Raw genomic sequence first — 22,728 nt, forward strand, 5'->3', positions numbered from 1 at the left:
AGTCTGTGGTGCTTAGCTCCTGGTCCACCGATCCGCCGGGCGAGGCGATCGCCGCGGCAGCCCGGCGGCCCTCGATCGTCAACGACGCCGAGCATCACGCAGCGGCGACCATGGAACGGCGGGCGGGCTGCTGCACCAGGTCGTCGACGCCACCGACGATGGAGGCGACCGCCACGTGGCGTGCGATGCCGTAGACCAGGCTCAGTCCTTCAGTGAGGCGTGATCACGCTGATGCGGGCGGGTAAGGGCCCATGCCATACCCGCCCGCTCCTCAGGTCAGCCCTCTCTGGTCCTCATCTCGCACCTCCCTTCCCCGAAACGGTGATCAGTACGGCCATGGCGATGCCGACGGCGGCGCAGCCCGCGATGGCCAGGTGCGGCCCGATCAGGTCACCGAGCACGCCGCCCGCCAGAACGCCGAGCCCCTGCCCGCCGACCAGCCCGGCCGAGCCGACCGCGATGATCTGTCCGCGCTGCTCCTCCGGAGCGGCGCGGAACAGCAGCGCGTGCGCCACCACCATGTAGCTCGACAGCAGCCCGGTCAGCCCGAGCAGCATCAGAGAAGCCGGCATCCCCGGCAGCCACGCGAAGAGCACCAGCGGCACCCCGGTCAGTACGGCCAGCGGCGCCATCAGCCGCGCCCGCCGCTCCGGCGGCAGCAGGCGGGTGATCAGCAGCGTCCCTACGGCCGAGCAGACGGGATCGGCGGCCATGAAGACGCCGACCGCGGCGGCGTCCTGCCCGATCGCCGCGGTGTACGGCGCGGCCAGCGCCTCGGGCACCACGAAGAAGGAGTACAGCCACGACAGCGAGGCGTAGTACCGCAGCCGCCGGTCGGACCAGAGCGTCCTGATCCCGCCCAGCGTCGTACGGCTGGGCGCCTTCCCCGTCGCCGCTGCCGGGCGGTACCGGACGAACGCCCGCAGCACGAGCGCGCACCCGGCGAACGTGGCGGCGTCGAGCAGCAGCGCGACGTTGGGCCCGAGCGCCGCCACCAGCAGGCCGCCCCCGCCGAAGCCGAGGAGCTGGATGGCCTGCTGGGTGGTGTGGGTGATGCCGAGCCCCACGGCGTACCTGTCGCCCGGCAGCACGTCGGAGAGGGTGGCCAGGCGGGCGGCGTTGAACGGCGCGTTCAGCATCACCACCGGCACCAGCAGCACGCCGATCGCCGGCAATGGCAGCCCCGGCACTGCCATTGCCAGCACCAGCACCGCCCGCACCACGTCGGCCGCGATCATCACCCGGCGGCGCGGGTAGCGGTCGGCCAGGCCGCCCAGCAGCGGCCCGCTGACCAGCGCCGGCACCAGCGTCAGCGCGTACGTGAGCGCCGTCAGCGAGACCGAGCCGGTGCGGCCGTAGACCAGGACGGCCAGCGCGACCCTGGCGACCTGGTCACCGACCAGGGACAGGGTGTGGGCCAGCCACAGCGCGCGGAACTCGCCGATGGCAAGAACCTCACCGAGGGTGGTGCGCGGCTTCTCTTCGACGGTCATCGGTTCTGGGCGGGATTCTCTTTCTTGCCGGTCAGCGGGTGTCAGTATTCGCGGTCACGCATGGTCGCCTCCCTTGGGTGGATTCCGGTTCAACAGAAAGCATGGGATGCGGCGGCCCGGGTTCCCAGGACAGCGATCGGACATCGGCCGGACGTTTCGTCAGCGGCCGGTCGAGCCATCGATGCAAAGGCCACCGCCGACCTCGCGGGACAGGCTCCAGCAGCGCACGTCGTGGATGTCCTACGGCCCCAAGCGGCCGATCTTCTTGGTGGTGAGAGTGGCGCCGATCCGCGTGTAGAAGCGTTGTGCGGCCAGGTTGTCCTCCGCCACCTCCCAGCGGATGAGCCGACCCTTGGCAGCCTCCGAGGCCGCTCGCATCAGTTGTTCACCCACGCCGCGTCCCCGCTGCGCGCCGGTGACGAACACGTCGTCGATGTGAAGGTAGTCCTGGCCGGACCAGAAGTTGATCCGTTCCATCCACGAAACGTAGCCGACGGCCAGGCTGTCGCGTTCGGCGAGCAGGTACGTGATCTCCGGCCGGGTCAGCAGCTCCTGGAGATCAGCGACGCTCACGCCGATGGACGCGATCTGGCCGAGGTGGTCGGCCAGCTCCAGGATCAGGTTGTGCACGGTAACGGCGTCCTCGACGGTCGCGCGGCGTATGGAAATCACGCTGGTTCCTTTCAGGGATCGGGCATGGAGTTATTCGCCGGCCTTGCCGGGACCGGTGGGCGGAATGTGGCCGAGCCGGACCAGAGCCAGTACCGCCGCGCCGGCGGCGATGATCGCGGCGACGGCAGCCGCGGTGTTGAGTCCTCCGGCGAAGGCCGCTCGAGCCGGTGTGAGCACTGCTGCGGCGAGGTCGCCAGGCAGCGTCTGCGCGGCGGCGACGGCGCCGTCCAGGCTGTCCCGGCTGTCGGCAAGCGCCTGTGGCGGCAGGCCGTCAGGCAACTCGGCGCCGGCCTGGCCGCGGTAGACGGAGGCGGCGATGCTGCCGATGATCGCGATGCCGAGCGAGATGCCGAGGTCGCTGCACGTGGCCGCAAGCCCAGAGGCTGCCCCCGCCTTCTGGGGCGGGACCGAGCCGACGACGATGTTCGTGGTCAGCGCCATGGACGGCGCGACTGCCGGGTACAGGACCATGAAGCCTGCGATGAGCAGTCCCAGGCCACCGATGGCGCCTACTTGGGTGAGCATCAGGTAGCCGATCACCTGAGTGGCCAGCCCGGCGGCGATGAGGTGTCCCGGGCGGACACGCCGGGCCAGAACGGGCGAGGCGGTGGAGACCAGCACGAGCAACGCCGCTGCCGGCAACACCCACAGCCCCGCCTGCAGGGGAGAGAGTCCCTCGACCAGCTGGAGGAACTGAGTGAACAGCAGGTACACGCCCCCCAGCGCGGTCGCCGCCAGAAGGAACACGCCCAGGGCGCCGCTGACCGCTCGATGAGTGAAGAGCCGGACGTCCAGCAGCGGTTCGGGCAGGCGCAGCTGGCGGATGACGAACCAGGCGCCGAAGGCCAGCCCGATCACGATGGCGGCCGGCGCCACAACGAGTCGGTCATCCTTTCCGAGTTCTTTCGCGCCGTAGACGATCGGCAGCAAGGTCGCCAGGGACAGCAACACGCTGACCACGTCCACGCGGCCGGCGGCGGGATTACGGTTGGCAGGCAGCAGGAAGGGCGCCCCGATCGCCACCAGCACCATGACGGGAACCGCCAGCAGAAAGGCCGCACGCCAGGAAAAGGCCTCCAGGAGTGCCCCGCCGACCACCGGCCCCAAGCCTGTCCCGACCGAGATGGCGCCCGACCACACTCCGACCGCGACGCCGCGCTGGCGCGGGTCGGTGAAGGTGGAGAAGATCAGGCCCAGGGTTGCGGGCATCTGGGTAGCTGCGGCGATGCCGAGGACAGCTCTCCAGACGATCAGCAGCGTGGGGTCGGAAGTGCCGGCCGCCAGGATCGAGACGATGGCGAAGACGGCCGCGCCCGTGATCAACAGTCGTCTGTGCCCGATCCTGTCCCCGAGAGTGCCCATCGTGACCAGGAACCCGGCCATCAGGAAGCCGTAGATGTCGATGATCCAGAGTGTTTGGGTGCTGCTCGGCCTGAGCTCTGCGGCCAACTGCGGGATGGCGAGGAACAACACTGTGAGCATCGCGAAGAGCAGCATCGCGGGCAGGACCAGCACGCCGAGACCGAGCCACTCTTTCAAGCCGGCACGGCGGGCGGAACTGATGTCGGTGGCCGTCACGAGAACGTCCTTTCTGTCGTCGGGCCGGGCACCGTGTGCCGGCCACATTCCGTAGTCGGCCTGGCCGACTTCACCGCTGGGCCGCTTCACATGCTGGTTGCCGGGGACCAGGAGGATTGAGCACGCTCCGCGCCCGAGTTCGCCTCGGCCCACGCTGCCGGTGACTGAGCGTGCTCACGTCCTACAGCATGAAGAGCACTTGAAGGGCGACCAGTACGTCCACCACGCCGCACCACTCAGCGAAGGATCGGGCCACCGGCCTGTTCAGCCGCAGATGCGCGAAGTCCCACACCCCGTGGAAGAACCAGCCCGCCGCTACCAGGTAACGGCCCACGGCCGGATCGACCAAGAGCGCAGCCACGGCCAGACCGCCGAAGACGAGCATGCCGACCGCCTGTGCGCGGAAGGTGCCGTCGCGGCGCAACTGCCCGTCCACCCCTGACCACACCAGCACAGCCAAGGCCAACATGGCGAAGGCCGCAGAAGGTGTGACGACCTCCGTCATGCGCAGACCGACCGTCGTGACGAGCCCGACCACCAGCCCGATCCACGTCAGAGCCGGCTGACGCAGCTTGGCCATGACCAGGTACAACGTCGGAAGGAGCATCAACGCGTGGGCCAGTCCCCACACGCCCTCGTCCGTCGCGCTCCCGCCGAAGGTCGCCGCCGAAGCAGCCAGTGCCAGCGCTGTTGGCCAGCGCCTCGCCAGCCGGCCGGCCCAGCTCGAACTCCATCCCGCCGCTCGGCGTTCGCCGTGCATTTCTTGTACGTCCTGAGGGGATCTCGGCTCGGGATCGCGGTGTGTCCCCAGGTACGGGGAAGAGGTGTCCATGTCCCCAATCCTGAAGATGAGCACGTCGGACCCACCAGTGCCGAGAACACCGGCTGCGCCTGGGTAACGCACTGCCGCAGCCATGACAATTGTCATACGGTCATGAGCATCAGGGGCCGGAGCGGGTTCATGCTGCCGGGCAGGAGCGGCCACGCTGACCTCCCTCCCAGCCCAGGCTGGTGCGTCACGACACGCGCGGGCGACCTAGTTTGGCCAGGTATTCGCGAATGGCAGTGACATTGGCCTCCTCGTCCTCGGTACGTTCTGCTCCGAGCTTTGTGAGAATGTCCAATGCTTGCTGCCAATGCCGGCGGGCGAGTTCGTACTGGCCCAGGGCCTCATAGGCATGGGCGAGCCCATCATGGGCGCGGGCCTGATCGTCAGGCTGATCAAGATCCGTGGCGATGCGCAGGGCTTCCCGGTGAGCGTCCAGGGCCTCCGCAGACCGGCCAGAGACGTGGTGAAGACGGCCCAATCCCTGGAGTGCCTCGAACTGCCAGTTGTGGTTGCCGATCTCCTGTGCCACTTCGAGGGCGTGGTTGTAACTGTAGACGGCCTCGGCGAAGTCCCCCCGCAAGCGGTGCAGGTCGGCGAGGCTGGTCATGGTGTCCAATTCGCCGGTTCGATGGCCCGTGGCACGAGCGGCCCGCAGCGCTTGTGCGAAATATCCTGCGGCCTCGTCGTAGAGTTCCTGAGCGCGACGGATATGACCCAGACCACTGAGGGCCTTCAGTTCTCCTGTGCGATGCCCGATGTCTTGCGCGATTCGCAGCCCCTCGAGCAAGCATGCGCTCGCCTGCTGGTATTTGCCTTGAAGCCGAAGAACGTCACCGAGTCCGGTCAGCGCATCCAGTTGGCCGGTGCGACGATTGTCGGCTCTGGTGATCTCCAGGGCTTGCAGAAACGCTTCGGCCGCCTGTTCATGCAGCCCCTGACGTCGCCGTACCCACCCGATGCCATTGAGCGCACGTTGCCAGCCTGTGCGCATATTGCCGGCCACAGCGATGTCGAGAGCCTGTGTGAAGTAGTCACTCGCCTCGTCGTGCCTGCCTCGCAGCGAGCTGGTGTCGCCGAGCGCGTGCAACGCGGCCACCTCGCCGGCCCGGTCACCGCAGGCCCGGGCGGAAGCCAGCGCCCGCGAGTGGAGCGTTTCTCCTTCGCCGTACCGCGCGCACGTACGCAGGTAACGTTCCAGGGTGGCCGACAGATGGTTGAGCTGGTCAGGCCACCCGCCGGCGGCAGCGAGCTCGGCTGCGGCCAGTAAGTTGGCCAGCTCGAGATCCAGCCAGGCCGCAGCTTGCTCGGCGTCACGCAGAGGTTGAGCCGGACTGGTGAACGCCGGTACCTCAGGCCGTTCGTCGGCCTCGTAGGGGTAGCAGTGACTCATGGCCACTGACGTCGTGTAGCAGTAGTAATCCAGCATCCGCGCCACGGCGGCGCGGCGATCGGAGTCGGGTTCGTCACGCGCGGCCGCGCCGGCCGCGTGCTGGCGTGTCAGATCATGAAACTGATGACGGCCAGGAACCGGCTCCATCAGCAGGTGGGCATCCAGCAATGCCTCCATGTGACGCTCGACTTCCACTACCGGCATGCCCAAGAGCGCCGCCGCCGCCTGTGTGCCGATGTTGGCCCCCGGGTGCAGGCCCAGAACGCGGTAGACCTGTCGCTGCTCAGGAGTGAGGTCGCGATACGAGAGGTCGAGCGCCACGGTGATGTTGTGGCGCCCGGCCGTCAGTGCGGCCAGCCGTGGCTCGTGCTCGCGCAGTCGATCAAGCAGAAAGGATGCGTCCCACGCGACGCGGGAGCGAAGCCGGCCCGCCGCGATGCGGATCGTCAACGGAAGCATGCCGCAGCATTCCACGATCTCGCTGAGTACGGATCGCGGCGTGCGGGAAAGCCGTACTCCGCCCGTTGCGGACATGAACAGGTCGACAGCCTCAGCCCCGGGAAGAACGTCCAGGGACAATGTCTGGGCGACGTTCAGCATGGTGAGGCGCCGACGACTCGTGATCAGAACCTGGCATTCCTTCGCACCCGGCAGCAATGGAAGGACCTGGCTCTCCGAGACGGCGTTGTCCAGCACGAGGAGGATCTTCCGGCCCTCTATTCGGCTGCGGTAGAGCGCGGCGCGATCCTCGAGACCTCGTGGGATCTGGTCTGCCGGGATACCCAGCGCATTGAGGAGACGGCCGAGCGCGTCGGACGGCTCTACTGGCGCCAGGCCCTGGGTATATCCGTGCAGATCTATGAAGAGTTGTCCGTCAGTGAAGCGCGAGGCGAGCTGATGGGCGGCGTGCACGGCCAACGCGGTCTTACCGATACCCGCCATCCCGTCGATCGCGGTAATTGCCGGAGGCGGGGCCGTGGTGAGGGCCGCAAGTTCGCTTACGCGGCCCACGAAATCGACCACGTCGCCAGGCAGTTGCCGCGGCGGGGGTGCCGAACCGGTTGCCGCCTCGGCTTGTTTCGCCTTTGCCGGAACCGGTCTCTCGTCGTGGATGACGGAAGCCAGCAACGCGCGCTCCTGGGGATTCAGCCCCAGTGCGTCGGCTAATAACTGCGCTGACGTGGTCCGTGGGCACGGCATGGCGTTTGTTTCCATACGACCGATGGTCCGCACTGACAGGCCGGCCTGGTCCGCGAGCTGGCTTTGGCTGAGTAGTGCTCGTCGGCGCCAGGCTCGTAGCAGAGGGCCAAGCGCCGGTTTCTCTGCCTCAGGGGTCTCTTCGGACATGAACCTTCTCCGTGCTGTAGTCATCTGAGTGCGCCTCTGATCCAGGACGAGGCACGGTTGAATCACAGCGGGACGGGGTGTGTGCGTAATGCGACCGGGTCAACGTTTCCGAAATGCTTTCGGTATTTCTACGCGAAGACGGGTATGCTGTCTGATTCCACCTGATCGCCTCACTGCGAGCCCGATGTGTCCGGGTTCCCGCTGGCAGGGTGGGGCATGTCGGACCCTGGGTTCTCCTGCATTGCGTGGCTCCCACAGCGGAAGGGACACCGCGCGGAGCCGAACGCCTCCCCTCCTGGCAAGGGCGGTCCGGCATAAATGTACGCGCCGAAGCGACTCCAGGGCGGGGCGGCGCGTTCGGCGTCGTCGTGCGCTCTGCTCAGGTTGCTCAACGACGTACGAAGATGGAGCGCGATGGACGTCACCAGGTACACCAATGCCACAGTCCTGTGCCGACGGCTGGCCGGACGGCTCTCCGACGTGGTTCTCGAGTCCGTCCGGGTCTACTACTTCGTCGGCGAAGACGGGCTCGCCGACGACACGCTCCTGGTCAACCTGGTGATCGAGGAAGTCCAGATCGACCCCGCGGAACGGGACCTGCTCCGTGCTGTGGTCGGAGATCCGAACGCACCCGAGATCGACCGTCTGCGGGTCGTGGACAAGCCGGCGAGCAGGACGCACGATTTCCGGCGGACGGCGCCCCCCTCGGCCCCTGACCCGTCCCGAGCCGATGACCTCCTGGCCACCGAGGCCGAACGACAACGCGTGCACGGCCTGTATCGCACGTGGCGCAGCAGCGCTGACAGCGCCGAAGCTGGAACATGGCTGTATGTGGCTTTGGTGGACGACACGGCCGACGAGCTGCGGGTGCACTCAGCCCTCAGTTCGATGCTCGGCACGGCACTCGGATTGGCGTGGCCGATCGAGGTGACGACGGCGCAGGGCGAGCCGCACTCCTACCAGCACCGAGCCTTGGCAGGCGCCGTCCTGGTGGCCGGCGAAGACGCTTCATGAACGATCGAGCTACGGCGTACGCGAGCCAGCGCGTCGTTCCTGGGCGACCGGTCGGGGCCAATCAGGGTGCGCGGTTCCCTCTAGCCCAGCGGGATCCGGATGGCGACCTCGAACTGCCGCTGCTCCGACCGGGTGGTCAGGGACCCGCCGAGGGCTTCGGCGCGTTCGGCGAGGTTGGCCAGGCCGTGCCCTGGACGCTCCGGCGTCGCCGGCCGGTCGCCGGGGAGCCCGTCATTGACGACCCGCAGTCCGGCAGAGTCCCGCTCGATGGTTACCATGATCGTGCACTCTCGCGCCGTGGCATGCCGTACGACGTTGGTGACGGCCTCCCGCAGCGAGATCGCCAGTACCGCCGCGACCGGTGAGGGAACCGACTGTTCCGTCACCTCCACGTGGACCTGGACGCCGGCCAGAGCGAGCACGGCTCCGGCGGACACCAGTTCGGCCTCCAGCGACAGCGGGTGCCCCCGGTCTGCGATCGCCTGGATGTCGCTGCCGGTGGTGGCGGCGACGGCCACGAGCTGCTCCAACTCGGAGCGGGCCTTGCGATCATCACGTCCGATGAGGCGGACGACCAGGTCGCACTTGAGCGCCACTGCCGACAGTCCCAGCCCCAGCAGATCGTGAATGTCCCTGGCCAGCCGCGACCGTTCCCGCAGCGCGGCCGTCATGGCGAGGTTCCGGCGCGCGGTGGCCACCTGGCGTGCCAGGTCGGTCAGACGCGACAGCCCGTACACTGCCAACCCGTAGGCCGCCGTCCCCGCCGCCGCGTACACCCCGTCGAAGGCCCCGTAGGGGGAGACGGCCCCGCTGATGACCCCGACCGTGGCGGCGACGGTCAGGAACACGGCCCACGCCCACCGTCCGGGCACGAGCAGGAGCGCAGATCCTGCCGCGAACCCCGCCAGCCCGAGCACCGCGACCTGACCGACCACCCAGAACGACCCGAGGCTCACGGCCGTCTGCGCCGATAGCGTCCACACCCACCCGCGAGGCCGAGCACCCGTCCGGTAGGCCGCGGAGTGATGGAGCTGGAGCCCGCCGACGACGACCACCACGGCCGCCACGCTCGCCGCCACGGTGATGCCCAGCCCCGCGGCGTTGGCCAGGACCTGCACGAGAAAAGCGGCCAGCACCACCACGAGCACCGCGCGCGCCAGCCGGGGCGCCAAGATGCCGTCGTCGGGATCCACATCGGCTTGCGGCGGGGCGGCTTGGGCCTCACCTGCCACTGCCCTGACTCCCTGGAGCGCTTGCCTGGCGATGCTGCCGCCTTCGATCAGCCGGGCGCGGGCCTGCTCGGCGTGTCCGGGCAGCAGGTCCAGGGCGGCCCGGGCCCGATCGGTGACCGCCTGGAGGTGGTCGCCGACCGCCTCCCGTAGCCGACCGGCCGAGCGGCGGCGCTGCTGATCGGCGGCCGCGGCCGCGAGCTTTCGCCGGGTGGTGTGCAGCTCGGTGACAAGGTCGGCGAGCCGAACCAGGCCGAACAGGGTCAGCGCCGTGCTCACCAGGGAGACGACCATGTTGACGGACAGCGCGAACGGCGCTCCCGGAGCCGGCACCCCGGCGGTCCGCAGCACCACCTCGATCACCACGATGGCGCAGAACCCGAGCCACGACAGCGGATACCGGACGGTGAGCAGGATGAGCCCGCCGAGCAACCCCGACACCGCCGCGACCCAGTCGGGGCCGAAAACGAGAAAGGGCAGGTAGGTCAGGGCGGCCTGCGCGGCCAGCAGCGGCCCGCGGTAACGCGACCAGAGGACTCGGCCACGCGGGATCGTGTACAGCAGAGGCAGCAGGAACAGCATCACGGTCGTGATGACCCCACCGGGTCCGGCCCAGAACGCCGCGAACGACGCTCTCGCCGGCACCAGCAGGCATAGGAACGCGGTGGCGAAGACCCACGCCCCCCGGGGCTCCGGACCGGTTTCCGGATCCGAGCCCGTGAGGTCGCCCCGCCGTGTCACCGCGCCACCCCGCCCGCCCGTCCGCCTCGCCCCCTGCCTACAGCCAGCCGGCCTCGTCGGCGATGCGGGCCGCGTCGACGCGATTGCGCGCGCCGAGTTTCGTCACGGCCGCGGCGAGATAGTTGCGTACGGTTCCGTACGACAGGTGCGTCACGGCGGCGATCTCGGCCGTGGAGGCTCCGCCCGCATGCCGCCTCAGCACTTCCGCCTCGCGCTGCGTGAGCGGATTGTCGGATCGCTCGAGCGTCGCCAACGCCAGCTGCGGGTCGATGACCCGTTCTCCGGCGACGACCCGGCGGATGGCGTTGACGAGGACGTCTGCGGGGGCGTCCTTGACGATGAAGCCGGACACCTGTGCGGCCAGCGCGCGGCGCAACGTTCCTGGTTTGGCCAGCCCGGTCAGGATCAGGATGGGGCAACCGGGCAGCCGGGTGGACAGTTCCGCCGCTGCCGTGAGGCCGTCCACCTGCGGCAGGTCGACGTCGATCAAGGCGATGTCGGGGCGATGCTCGAGCGCGGCGGGAACGATCCGGTCGCCTGCGCTGACCGCGGCGACGACCTCGAGATCGTCCTCCAGATCGAGCAGAGTGGTCAGGGTGTCTCTCAGGATACGCATGTCTTCGGCGATGAGAATCCGGATCACCTGGTCCTCCCGAATGGTGCGTATGGCGTGCTGCTCGAGCGGAACCGCATCGTGGCCGCCGTCCGCCTGTCCAGCCGTAACCGGCGGGGCCGTGGGGCCCGGTTGCGTCTCGGCCGTGAACCGGGAGAACGACCCAAGGGCAACACCGTCACGGCGACGGAGACAGACGATGCCCTGTGCCGGGCGCGCACCGTGCCGCCGGCCAAGACCTCGGTCGGCAGCAAGATGCTATACCAGCAAAGGTCCGCGGCTACCCGCCCGAACGTACGCATTGCGGAGGTCGCGGCCGTGGCAGGCGCCAATGCCCTTCACAAGGCCCGGCGGTGGCGTGCGTCCAGGGTGAAAGCTCAGGGCTGGACGTGGATGAACTCGGCGCCGAGCAGATCGGCCACCGCACGCAGGTCGGCGGCCCGATGGCCGGTGCCGAGCGCCCAGTGGTGCGAGATGCCGCTCGCGCTCCAGGCGTCGGTCCATTCGCCCGGATCGCAGCCGAAGTCCACCCGGGACGTGGTGTTGCCGATCCGCAGCAGCGGGCCGGGCACCACCGCGCCCTCGGAGACGACGAAGCCGAACGTGCCGTCGCGCCCCTGCCGCAGCCCGAACGCGGTGACCGGCCCGTGCGCCACGTCGAACTCGACGGACACGCCCCAGCCCCGTTTGCCGTGGTAGACGCCGAGGCCGCGCAGCAGCGGGCGGCGGGAGCTGATCGCCAGGTGGGCCGGTCCGTCGTGGCCCATCTCCACGTGGCCGCGGCTGAAGTCGAGCGCCTGCAGCTCGGTGAACGAGCCGCCGCCGCCCAGCCGGTCCATGACGAGCATGGCCAGCGACGTGCGCAGCTCGTACTCGCCGGCGGCCGGGATGCCGCGGGCGGTGAGCAGCGACGAGCCGAGGATCATGCCGGCGCCCAGCCGCTCGTGGATCTCCCCGTCGAGCCCGCGGTGGTAGTAGGCCAGGCTGTCCAGCTCGAAGTCCGCGACCAGCCGGTCGAGCCCCGCCGAGACGCGGGCCGCCCACGCCAGGTCGTCCTCGTTGACGGTGTCGGCCAGTTCGAACACCTCGCGGGCCAGCTCCGTGCGCTCACGCGCCTCGGCGTCCGTCACCTTCTCGACGCGGACCCGCAGGTCGTCGAACTCCAGCACCTCCACGTGCCCGCCGAAGTTGGCGCTGACCAGCGTGAGGTCGCTCGCCACGTCCAGCATGCCCGGATACAGGTGGCCCATCAGCCCGTGCCGGCCCTTGCGCAGCGCGGCCCGCACCCCGGCGGCGCGCACCCAGCGGCCGATCTTCTCCCACGCCCGCTCGTCCTCCAGGTAGCCGGAGACCGAGCGGAACGGGATGTCGCAGCGCATGAACGCGTTGGCCATCTCCGGCAGCGGGCAGGCGCCGCAGTAGGCGAGCCACTGGCCGGTGTCGAAGGTGGCGTGGTCCATCGACTCGGTCGGCTGGAGGTTGATCAGCAGCACGGGCGCGCCGCTGCGCTGCGCGATCGGCACCAGCATGGTGGCGGTCATGTACGTGGTGAGGAAGCCGACGATGAGATCGCAGCCGGCTTCGCGCAGTCGTTCGGCCGCGGCGGCGCCCTCCTGGGCGTCGGAGATGAAGCCGACGTCGACCACCTCGCAGTCGAGCGCCTTCATCCGCTCGGCGACCCGCGCCGACGAGCGCTCCAGCTGGGGGAGCAGGTCGGGGAACTGCGGCCAGTAGGCTCCGAGCCCGCCGGCCACCAATCCAACCTTGGTGCGGGGCGGGGTGACGCGGGTGAACGTGGTCATGAGGGCTCTCCCTTCGCCCGGCGGATTTCTCCGCAGTCAGAGCCCTCACTTTGTAGCAAGCTGTCACATTCTTAACAAGAGGCGCGTTAAAAATAACAACCTTGACCGTTACAACGGCGCCACCTCGACGTTACGGTGATGGTCACGCAACCGCTGCAGCAATTCGGCGGGCGCGTTGGAGTCGACCACGACGAGGTCGAACTCGTCCAGCGCGGCCACCCGGTGCAGGGCCACGCGCGCCAGCTTGGAGCCGTCGACGGCCAGGATGCGCCGCGCGCCCGAACGCAGCATCGCCCGCTTGACCAGCACGATCTCCTGCTCCTGATGGAACGCGTACTGCTCGGAGATCGCCGAGGTGGACACCACCACCACGTCGGTGCTGACCGCCTCGGCCGCGTCCACGCAGCCGAGACCGAGGAACGAGTCATGCGTGGCGTGATACTCCCCGCCGAGCGCGATGAGCCGGATGTCGGGGGCGCCGGCCAGCAGCCTGATCGCCTCCAGGAAGTTCGTCACCACGGTCAGCGGCGCCATCTGCGCGAGCCGCCTGGCCACGGCCAGCGCCGTGGTGGAGTCGTCGAGCATCACCGAGCTGCCCGGCTCGATCAGCCCGGCCACCACCCGGGCGATCGCGTCCTTCTCGGCGGCGTGCGCCTGGCGCCGGTAGGCGATGTTGCTCTCCCAGACGTTGGACGCCTGGGCCGTGACGCCGCCGCGGACCTTGCGCACCATGCCCTGGCGCTCCAGCTCGTCGAGGTCGCGGTGCACGGTCATGACGCTGACGCCGAAGCTCTCGGCCAGCTCGGTGACCGATGCCGACCCCTGACGCACGATCAGCTCGGCCATGTCCCGCCACCGCGCGGATCTGCCGGAGGAGTGCTGCCGCGCATTCACCTGAATCCCACCTCGCCTGGACGGTCGCGAATCCTACTCTTGACACCTCGCTGGGGCGACTCCTAATCTCCCCCCACCATCACATCTAACAGAGCAGGCTGTGAAGTTAACAGCAATGCGGGACGGAGGTGGGGCGTGGGCTCGGTACGGGCATACGGCCTGAGCTGTGACCATCGCACGACCCCGCTCGGTGTGACCGGCTCCGCGCCACGCCTGTCCTGGCGGCTCGCCGGTGCCGACCCGGTCTCCTGCGTCGTCGAGGTGGACGGCCTCTGGTCCAGCGGCGAGCTGGCCGACCCCGCCGGGATCGCCGTCCGCTACGCCGGGCCGCCGCTGCGCCCGGGCGCCCGCTACGACTGGCGGGTCACGCTCCGCGCCGCCGACGGCAGCACGAGCACCGCCCGCTCCTGGTTCGAGACCGCCCACGACCGCTGGTCGGCCGCCTGGATCGCCGCCGACCCCGACGCGGTCGAGCACGTGGACCCGCCCACCGAGGGCGAGCGGGCGCTGCCCCACCACGGCCTGCTGCCCAGCCCTCAGCTCCGCCGCGCCTTCACGCTCGGCGCGCCGGTGACCGCCGCGCGGTTGCGCATCAGCGCCAGGGGCCTGTACGAGGCCGCCGTCAACGGCACGCGGGCCGGCGACGCCCAGCTCGCCCCCGGCTGGACCGACTACCACCGGCGCGTGCACTATCAGACGTACGACGTCACCGCCCAGCTCGCCCCCGGCGAGAACGTGCTGGCCGTGACGCTCGCCGACGGCTGGTGGAGCGGCTTCACCGGGTTCGACCCGCGCCGGCCCGGCTTCCACTACGGCCGCTTCCCCGAGCTGATCGCCGAGCTGCACCTGACCTTCGCCGACGGCACGACGCGGGTCGTCGGCACCGACGCCGCCTGGCGCACCGCCCCCGGCCACGTCCGCTACGCCGACCTGCTCAAGGGCGAGTTCCACGATCTGCGCGCGGCCACCCCCGGCTGGGAGCTGCCCGGCTTCGACGACACCGGCTGGCGGCCGGTCGTGGTGACCGGGCGCGACCACGACCTGCTGGTCCCGGCCCCGGACGAGCCGATCAGGGCGGTCACCCGGCTGCCCGCGGTCACGCTCACCCGGACCGGCCCCGACTCCCACGTGGCCGACTTCGGGCAGAACCTCGCGGGCCGCGTCCGCCTCACCCTGCCCGAGCTGCCGCCCGGCACGCGCGTCACCCTCAGGCACGCCGAGACGCTCGACGAGCAGGGCCGCCCCGACACGGCCAACCTGCGCACCGCCGACGCCACCGACACGATCATCAGCGCGGGCCCGGCGACCGTGTTCGAGCCCGCCTTCACCTACCACGGCTTCCGCTACGCCGAGATCACCGGCCTGGAGCGGCCCGCCGGCGTCGAGGCCGTGGTCCTGCACAGCGACACCCCGTGGACGGGCACGTTCGCCTGCTCCGACCCGGAGGTCGAGCAGTTGCGGCGCAACATCGAGTGGGGGCAGCGGAGCAACTTCGTCAGCGTCCCGACCGACTGCCCGCAGCGCGACGAGCGGCTCGGCTGGCTGGCCGACGCGCAGGTGTTCCTGCCCACCGCCTGCTTCAACGCCGACGTCGCCGCGTTCTTCGCCAAGTGGCTGGACGACGTGCGCGACGCGCAGAGCGCCGAGGGCGGCTTCCCCAACGTCGCGCCCCGGATCAGCGGCGTCGCCGAAGAGGGAGCGCCCGGCTGGGCCGACGCCGGGGTGATCATCCCGTGGCACCTGTACGAGACCTACGGCGACGCCGGATTCCTCGACGTGGACTCCATGGCCGCGTGGGTGGACTTCGTGCACCGCCACAATCCCGACCTGATCTGGCGCTTCAGGACGGGCCCGCACTTCGCCGACTGGCTGGCGCCGGGCCCGGCGACGCCGCGCGAGCTGCTGGCCACCGCCTTCTTCCACCGCAGCGCCGACCTGACCGCCAGGGCCGCGCTGGTCCACGGCCGCACCGGCGACGCGGAGCGGCTGCGCGCCCTCGCGGACGACATTCGCACGGCCTTCATTAAAACGTTCGTATCGGCCTCGGGCAGGCTGGCGGGCGACACCCAGACCGGCTACCTGCTCGCTCTCGCCTTCGGCCTGCTGCCCGCCTCCGGCGTCGCCCTCGCCGCCCGGCGGCTCGCCGAGCTGGTCGAGGAGCACGGCCCGCAGACCGGCTTCATCGGCGTGAGCCTGCTCTGCCCCGTCCTGTCCGAGCACGGCCGGGCCGACCTGGCCCACACGCTGCTGCGGCGCACCACCCCGCCGTCCTGGCTCTACCAGGTACGCAACGGCGCCACCACGATCTGGGAGCGATGGGACGGCCGGGGCGCGCCGTCCATGAACTCCTTCAACCACTACGCGTTCGGCTCGATCGGAGCCTGGCTGTACGGCGGCGTCGCCGGCATCGGCCAGGCGCCCGGCTCGGTCGCCTACCGCGAGCTGGTCATCCGCCCGCTGCCCGGCGACCTGACCTGGGCGCGGGCCGCGTACGAGTCGGCGCGCGGCCGGATCGCCGTCTCCTGGGAGCGCCGCGACGGCGCCTTCCAACTGGCGGTGACCGTCCCGCCGGGCGCCACCGCCACCGTCCACCTGCCCGACGGGCAGACCCGCCAGGTGTCCTCGGGGGACCACCACTTCAGCACGACCGAGGAGTCATGACATGACCGACCTGCGCAATGCCCGCGTGAGCCGTGGCCAGTTCTTCCGCATGATGGGCGGCCTGGCCGTCGCCGCGGCCGCCACCGCCTGCTCGACCAAGCCGCAGACCACCGCCACGACCGGCGGCGGGCCCGCCGCCACCGAGCTGAAGTTCGTCGGCGTCTCCGACCAGATGACGCCGATGGACAAACTGGCCGCCGCCTACCAGAAGGTCAAGCCGAGCGTCCGGCTCACCACCTCCTACGCCCCCACCGACCAGGTGCAGACGTCCGTACGCACCCAGCTCGGCGCGGGCAACGCCCCCGACCTGCACGTCGTCTACCCGGGCAACGGCAGCGCGATGTCGATGACGCAGATCGCCAAGGCCGGGCTGCTGGCCGACCTGTCCGACCAGGCGTGGACGCGGAGCATCCCGGACGGGTTCAAGCCTGCCTTCCAGCTCGACGGCAAGACGTACATGCACTCGGCGGGATCGACGGTCATCGGCGCCATCTACAACAAGAAGGTCTTCGAGAAGGCCGGCATCGACGCGCCGCCCACCACGTGGAGCGAGTTCCTGGCCGTCTGCGGCAAGCTGAAGAAGGCCGGTCTCGCGCCCATCGCGCTCGGCGCCCAGACCCCGTGGGTCACCCAGCTCATCACGTACGCGCTCGTCCCCTCGACCGTCTACGCCAAGGACCCGACGTTCGACGACAAGCAGCTCGCCGGGCAGGCGACCTTCGCCGGCTCGGGCTGGCGCCAGGCCATGGAGATGTACCTGGAGCTGCAGAAGCGCGGCTTCTTCAACGACAACCCGAACGGCACCACGTTCGAGCAGCAGATCTCCCTCGTGGCCACCGGCAAGGCCGGCATGGCCATCCAGGTCTCCGCCGTGCTGCCCGACTTCCGCAAGGCAGCCGCCGCGTCCGCCGAAGACCTGTCCATGTTCCCCGTGCCGGGAGCCGATCAGGCGGACGCCGTGTGGATCCCGGCCGGCGTCGTCGTCGGCCTCGGCGCCGGCGCCAAGGGCGCCAACGTCGCCGAGGCCAAGGCGTTCGTCGACTTCCTCGGCAAGCAGGAGAGCATCAACGCCTGGGCCGAGGCGATCTCCGCCATCCCGCTCACCCAGGACGCCACCTCCGTCGTGGACCCCGCGGTCCAGTCGTTCCTGCCGTTCACCAAGGACCGCGCGGTGCCGTTCATGGACCAGCGCTGGCCCAACGCCGAGGTGCAGCCCGTCCACTTCGCCGTCGTCCAGGAGCTGCTGGCCGGCAAGTCGTCGATCGACGAGGCGCTGAAGAAGATGGACGAGGCGTACCGGAAGTGATCCGCGTGAAACGTGCCCGCCTGACCACCCCGCCCTGGCTGTTCGCCGCCCCCGCGCTCGTCGTCTACGCCGTCGTGGTGCTCTACCCGGCGGCCGGCGGCGTCGTCTACGCCTTCACCGACTGGAGCGGCATCGGCCAGGACATGTCGTTCGTCGGCCTGGACAACTTCGCCACCCTCCTCGGCGACGACCAGGCCACCGGCTCCATCGGCAACACCCTGCTGCTCACGGTCGCCATCATGATCGTGCAGAACGGCGTCGGGCTGCTGCTGGCCCTCGGCGTCAACGCCAGGCTCAAGAGCCGGGCGCTGCTACGGGTGATCTTCTTCGCGCCCGTCGTCGTTAGCCCCGTCATGGTGGCGTTCCTGTGGAAGTACGTCTACAACCCCGACCCGTCCGCCGGGCTCAACGGGCTGCTCGGCCTGCGTGTCGACTGGCTCGGCGACCCGTCGGTCGCGCTGTGGTCCATCGCCGGCATGGTCGTGTGGCAGTACGCCGGCTACTCCATGGTCATCTTCCTGGCCGGGCTCGAAGGCGTGCCCAAGGAGCTGCACGAGGCCGCGATGATCGACGGGGCCGGCACCTTCCAGTGCTTCCGCTACGTCACCTGGCCGCTGCTCGCCCCCGCGGTGACGATCAACCTGATGCTCTCCACGATCGGCGGGCTCAAGCTGTTCGACCAGGTCTTCGCCGCGACCAACGGCGGCCCCGGCTACGCGACGGAGACGCTCTCCACCGTGCTCTACAAGCAGGCGTTCGTGTTCGGCAAGTTCGGCTACAGCACCGCGATCGCGCTCGTGCTCGCCCTGTTCGTGGCCGCCGTCTCGCTCGTCCAGGTCTACTACCTGCGCAGCCGGGAGGTGACGGCATGAGAAGGACGTTCCTGCTGGAGATCGTCATGGTGGCGGTCGCCGTGGCGTTCCTCTTCCCGGTCTACACGCTGGTCTCGCTGTCGCTGAAGGACCCGGCGCAGATCTCCCAGGCGCCGCTGGCCCTGCCCGACCCGCCCACGTTCGACAACTTCGGCAAGGCGTGGACCGCCGCCGCGCTCGGCCCGTCCCTGATCAACAGCACCGTCGTCACCGTGGTCAGCCTCGTCGCGCTGATCGCCCTCGGCTCCTTCGCCGCCTACTACCTGGCCAGGGTCCAGACGCGGCTCGGCTACGGGCTCTACATCCTGTTCCTGCTCGGCATCGTGCTGCCGTTCCAGCTCGGCATGATCCCGCTCTACGAACTGGTCACCGACCTCGGGCTGATCGGCACGCACGCCGGGATGATCCTCTTCTACACCGGCATCCAGCTCCCGTTCACCGTCTTCCTCTACACCGGCTTCATCCGCGCGCTGCCCCGCGACTACGCCAGCGCCGCCCAGATCGACGGCGCCTCGCAACTGACCGCGTTCACCCGCGTGGTCTTCCCGCTGCTGCGGCCGATCACCGGCACCGTGCTGATCCTCAACGCGGTCTTCATCTGGAACGACTTCTTCACCCCGCTGCTCTATCTCGGCGGCTCCGGCTTCGAGACCGTCCCGGTCAGCGTCTTCGCCTTCGTCGGCCAGTACGTCTCCGACCACGGCCTGGTCTTCGCCGGGCTGGTCCTGGGCGCGCTGCCCATCGTCGGCGTGTTCCTGGCCCTGCAGCGCTACGTCATCAAGGGCTTCTCGAGCGGGCTCAAGGGATGAACGTCCACGACGTGCTCCGCGAGCCGCCCGCCAGCCACTCGCCGGCGGCCATCTGGTGGTGGAGCGGCGAGCCGCTGCGCCGCGACCGGCTGCGCTGGCAGATGGAACGCCTCGTCGCCGGCGGCGTCCGCAACCTCGTCATCCTCAACCTGGCGCCGTCGGGGCCCCTGTTCGGCTCCGACGCCGACGATCCGCCGTTCCTGTCGGAGGCGTGGTGGGAACTGCTCGACGGCGTCTGCGCCGACGCCTTCGAGCTGGGCGCCCACCTGTGGTTCTACGACCAGCTCGGCTTCTCCGGCGCCGACCTGCAAGCCCGGCTCGTCCAGGAACGCCCGGAGTTCGCCGGCCAGTGGCTGGGCGCCGACGGGACCATCACCACCCGCGGCTTCGACTACCTGTCGCCCGAAGCCTGCGCCGTCCTGCTCGACCGGGTGCACGGCGAGTTCGAGCGGCGCGTCGGCCACTGGTTCGGCCGCGTGATCGCGGGCTCCTTCCAGGACGAACTGCCGACGCTGCCCACCTGGTCCGCCGCCTTCGCCGCCGAGTACGCCGCCCGGCGCGGCCACTCGTTCTCCCTCACCGAACCGGACTGGCAGGCCTACCACCTGACCCGCGCCGAACTGGCCGAAGAGGCGTTCTTCCGGCCGCTGGCCGACTGGCACCGGCGTCACGGCCTGCTCAACGGCTGCGACCAGCAGGACCCGGCCCGCGCCGGCCACCCCGTCGACGGGGTGCGCCTCTACGCCGACTACGCGCGCACCCACCGCTGGTTCAGCGCGCCGGGCTCCGACCATCACGGCGACGCGCGGCTGCACTCCTCGCTCGCCCACCTCTACGGCCGGCCGCGCACCTGGATCGAGGCGTTCCACTCCAGCGGGTGGGGCGGCACGCTGGAGGAGACCCTCGACTGGCTGCTGCCGTGGCTGCGGGCGGGCGCCAACCTCTACAACCCGCACGCCGTCTACTACACGACCCGGCGGGGCTGGTGGGAGTGGGCGCCGCCGTCCACCGACTGGCGCCAGCCGTACTGGCGGCACCACCGCGTCTTCGCCGACGCCGTCACCCGGCTCTGCGCGGCGCTCTCGCTGGGGCGCCACGAGTGCGACGTCGCCGTCCTGCTGCCCGCCACCACCGCCCGCGCCGGCACCCCCGCCGACGGGGCCGCCCCCGCCACCGCCGACGCCGGACGGGCCCAGCGGGTGTACCGCGAGATCGTGGGCGACATGGCCTGGTTCGCCACCGAGCCCGGCGCCCTCGACCTGCTGTGCCTCGACGCCGACGTCATCGACGACGACTCCGTCCGCCGCGCCGCCGCACTGACGCGTGGCGACGGCCCCGCCCGGTCCGGGCCGCGGCTGGCGGTCGCGGACGAGGCCTATCGGGTGGTCGTCCTGCCCGCCGTGACCGTGCTGGAGGAGGAGGTGGCCGAGCGGCTGGACGAGTTCGTCGCCGCCGGGGGGCTGCTGGTGGCCGTGGAGGCGCTGCCGGAGTCCCCGCGGCTCAGGGCGCGGTTCGCGGCCGGTGAGGCGCGGTTCGCGCCGACGGCCGGGGACCTGGGGGAGGCGCTGGCCGGGCTGGAGCGCCGGGTGGAGGCGCCGGTGCCGCCGCTGGTCCGCTCGGTGGGTGACACCACGCTGGTGTTCCTGACCGCCGCGTTCCCGATGGCGAGCAGGGTCGGCGTGGCGCGGCCCGGCGAGCGCGGCGTGGAGCTGGGGTGGCTGGACGCCTCGATCGACTTCGAGCCCGCCAGGTACGCCCGCGAGATGCGGGTCAAGGTCACCGGCGTGACGGGCACGCCCCTGCTGGCGGGCCTGTTCGGCGCGGAGCCGAGGCCGCTGCCGCACCGGGTGATCGGCGACGCGATGGAGGTGGACGTGCCGTTCGACGACGGCCCCGCCGCCCTGCTGATCTTCGACGGCGGCACCGCCGTCCCCGCTCCGCCCGCGGTCCTCGCCGACCCCGTCGACCTGGGGGAGGAATGGGACGTGGAGCTGGTGCCGACCCTGGACGACACCTGGTCGGACTTCGGCGCCGGCACCGCCACCGTCGAACGCTGGACGCTGACCGGCGTGGACGGCGTACGGGTGCATGCCACCTTCGGGCCGAAGGGCGAGCAGCGCACGGGCGACGGCCCCTGGACGCCGTCGGTGTGGTCAGATTCGCGGGGATTGCACAAGGACCCGGTGCACCGCGACACGCTGGGACCGAAGGGGCACGTACCGTCGGAGTTCCTGGCGCTCGGCCGCGTCGCGGCGGGGGAGCGGGCCCGCTTCCGCAGCCTGCTCACCGTCCCCGGCGACGGCGGGCTGCTGGCGCTCGGCGCCCCGGCGGCCAAGACCGTCCGGCTGGACGGGGCGGAGCTGCCGATCGAGGACACCGGTTACGCCGCCGTCTCGCGTGACCGGCTGGAGCCCGGCACGTACCTGCTGGAACTCGACCTCGTCCCCGACGAGGAGCTGGACCTGCGGGCGTACGTGTGCGTGGTCGCCGAGCCCGGCGACGCGGCGCGGCCGGAGTGGATCAGCGGCGCGCCGATGGAGACCACCGTGACCGTGGGCGCGCCGCCGTACGAGGTGCTTCAGGTCGCCTCGGTGGCGCCCTGCCGGGTGCTGGTCAACGGGCAGGAGGCGGGCCGTCAGGGCGGCTTCGACCCGTACGCGGACGCCGACATCCCGCGCCTGCGCCGCTACGACGTCGCTCACCTGCTGCGGCCCGGCGCGAACGTGATCCGGGTGGAGTCGGACGGCTGGGTGCTCGTCGACGGGCTCGTGGTGTCCGGCCCGAGCTGGGACTCGCGCCCGCGCGTGCGGCGACGCCAGAACGGCGACCCGGCGGCGCTGTACCTGCGCCCGCGCCCGCACCCGCTGCCCGGGGCGGACTGGCTCGACGGGCGGCCGGTGGCGTTGCCCGCGACGTTCGCCGTGCCCGGCGCGCGGCCGGGTGCCGCGCGCTACCGCCTGGACCCGCCGCCCGGCGTGACCGCGATCGAGGTGGACGCGGCTCTCGGCGCGGCCCGGGTGGACGGCGCGGAGCTGGAGGTCGCCACCGGGCCAGGGGCGCAGGGGGGCGCGGCGCTGACCGGCCCGGTCCGCTTCACCTGCGGTCCCGGCCGGATGCGGCTGGGCGACTGGGAGGAGCGCGGGCTGGCGGGTTACAGCGGCGGCGTGCGCTACCGGACCACGCTCACCGGCTCCGCCGGGCCTGCCCGCCTCGACCTCGGCCGCGTCCGTGGCACGGCGGAGGTCACGGTGAACGGCAGGCCGTGCGGCGTCCGGGTGTGCTCGCCCTACACCTTCGACGTCGCCCTGGACGAAGGGGACAATACGCTGGAGATCCTGGTTCTCGGCACGCTGGGCCCGTATCTGGACGAGGTCAGCCCGACGCACTTCGTCTTCCCCGGCCAGCGGGTCACGGGCCTGTTCGGCCCGGTCACGCTGGCCGCCCGCCGATGACCGAACGCCCCTGCTAAGCCGATCCC

16 protein-coding genes are annotated in these 22,728 nt (G+C 70.6%); 7 read left to right on the forward strand and 9 right to left on the reverse strand.

From position 1 onward, the window contains the following. Positions 1–5: 5 nt before the first annotated feature. A complete protein-coding gene (locus ACWDXC_RS15165; RefSeq protein WP_449981802.1) occupies positions 6–194 on the forward strand; it encodes a hypothetical protein in 189 nt (62 codons plus the stop codon). 99 nt (positions 195–293) lie between these two features. On the opposite strand, the gene ACWDXC_RS15170 is transcribed toward ACWDXC_RS15165, so the two are convergent. The 5 genes from ACWDXC_RS15170 to ACWDXC_RS15190 all read right to left on the reverse strand — a co-directional run bounded on the left by ACWDXC_RS15170 (position 294) and on the right by ACWDXC_RS15190 (position 7,309). Then, positions 294–1,493 (reverse strand): MFS transporter, encoded by a 1,200-nt coding sequence (locus tag ACWDXC_RS15170; protein ID WP_449981804.1) that lies wholly within the window; start codon positions 1,491–1,493, stop codon positions 294–296. A gap of 240 nt (positions 1,494–1,733) precedes the next feature. Next, on the reverse strand, positions 1,734–2,165 hold the full coding sequence (locus tag ACWDXC_RS15175; RefSeq protein WP_449981806.1) for an N-acetyltransferase family protein: 432 nt from the start codon (positions 2,163–2,165) through the stop codon (positions 1,734–1,736). A gap of 30 nt (positions 2,166–2,195) precedes the next feature. Further along, entirely contained in the window at positions 2,196–3,743 is a 1,548-nt protein-coding gene (locus ACWDXC_RS15180; protein ID WP_449981808.1) for an MFS transporter, read from the reverse strand. 181 nt (positions 3,744–3,924) lie between these two features. Beyond that, positions 3,925–4,575 carry a hypothetical protein gene (locus ACWDXC_RS15185; RefSeq protein ID WP_449981810.1) on the reverse strand — a complete coding sequence of 217 codons (651 nt, stop codon included), beginning with the start codon at positions 4,573–4,575 and terminating at the stop codon, positions 3,925–3,927. Positions 4,576–4,759: 184 nt separating this feature from the next. Then, the gene (locus ACWDXC_RS15190; protein WP_449981812.1) at positions 4,760–7,309 is read right to left on the reverse strand and encodes an ATP-binding protein; all 2,550 of its coding nucleotides are present in this window, start codon (positions 7,307–7,309) and stop codon (positions 4,760–4,762) included. A 414-nt stretch (positions 7,310–7,723) separates the two neighbouring features. Between ACWDXC_RS15190 and ACWDXC_RS15195 the strand changes: the two genes are divergently transcribed. After that, entirely contained in the window at positions 7,724–8,323 is a 600-nt protein-coding gene (locus ACWDXC_RS15195; protein WP_449981814.1) for a hypothetical protein, read from the forward strand. Between the two features lie 80 nt (positions 8,324–8,403). On the opposite strand, the gene ACWDXC_RS15200 is transcribed toward ACWDXC_RS15195, so the two are convergent. The 4 genes from ACWDXC_RS15200 to ACWDXC_RS15215 form a co-directional block, all read right to left on the reverse strand. Further along, positions 8,404–10,197: a sensor histidine kinase gene (locus tag ACWDXC_RS15200; protein WP_449981816.1), complete on the reverse strand. Its 1,794-nt coding sequence runs from the start codon at positions 10,195–10,197 to the stop codon at positions 8,404–8,406. Positions 10,198–10,330: 133 nt separating this feature from the next. Next, positions 10,331–10,936, reverse strand: coding sequence for a response regulator transcription factor (locus ACWDXC_RS15205; RefSeq protein ID WP_449981818.1), 606 nt, complete (start codon positions 10,934–10,936; stop codon positions 10,331–10,333). A 347-nt stretch (positions 10,937–11,283) separates the two neighbouring features. Next, positions 11,284–12,708, reverse strand: a complete 1,425-nt coding sequence (locus ACWDXC_RS15210; protein WP_449981820.1) for an arabinose isomerase — start codon at positions 12,706–12,708, stop codon at positions 11,284–11,286. A gap of 108 nt (positions 12,709–12,816) precedes the next feature. Further along, positions 12,817–13,554 carry a DeoR/GlpR family DNA-binding transcription regulator gene (locus ACWDXC_RS15215; protein WP_449981822.1) on the reverse strand — a complete coding sequence of 246 codons (738 nt, stop codon included), beginning with the start codon at positions 13,552–13,554 and terminating at the stop codon, positions 12,817–12,819. Positions 13,555–13,737: 183 nt separating this feature from the next. Here ACWDXC_RS15215 and ACWDXC_RS15220 point away from each other — a divergent pair, with 183 nt between their 5' ends. Genes ACWDXC_RS15220 through ACWDXC_RS15240 form a run of 5 tightly spaced genes read left to right on the forward strand, consistent with a single transcriptional unit; the run spans position 13,738 to position 22,702 of the window. Then, entirely contained in the window at positions 13,738–16,263 is a 2,526-nt protein-coding gene (locus ACWDXC_RS15220) for a glycoside hydrolase family 78 protein (protein ID WP_449981824.1), read from the forward strand. A gap of 1 nt (position 16,264) precedes the next feature. Further along, positions 16,265–17,569: an extracellular solute-binding protein gene (locus ACWDXC_RS15225; protein WP_449981826.1), complete on the forward strand. Its 1,305-nt coding sequence runs from the start codon at positions 16,265–16,267 to the stop codon at positions 17,567–17,569. Between the two features lie 5 nt (positions 17,570–17,574). Next, positions 17,575–18,441: a carbohydrate ABC transporter permease gene (locus tag ACWDXC_RS15230; protein WP_449981828.1), complete on the forward strand. Its 867-nt coding sequence runs from the start codon at positions 17,575–17,577 to the stop codon at positions 18,439–18,441. After that, on the forward strand, positions 18,438–19,250 hold the full coding sequence (locus ACWDXC_RS15235; protein WP_364170951.1) for a carbohydrate ABC transporter permease: 813 nt from the start codon (positions 18,438–18,440) through the stop codon (positions 19,248–19,250). Before ACWDXC_RS15230 ends, ACWDXC_RS15235 begins: the two co-directional genes overlap by 4 nt. Next, positions 19,247–22,702: a hypothetical protein gene (locus ACWDXC_RS15240; protein WP_449981830.1), complete on the forward strand. Its 3,456-nt coding sequence runs from the start codon at positions 19,247–19,249 to the stop codon at positions 22,700–22,702. The genes ACWDXC_RS15235 and ACWDXC_RS15240 overlap by 4 nt, the downstream gene beginning before the upstream one ends. Positions 22,703–22,728 lie beyond the last annotated feature (26 nt).

It is taken from the genome of Nonomuraea sp. NPDC003214 (assembly GCF_053590035.1).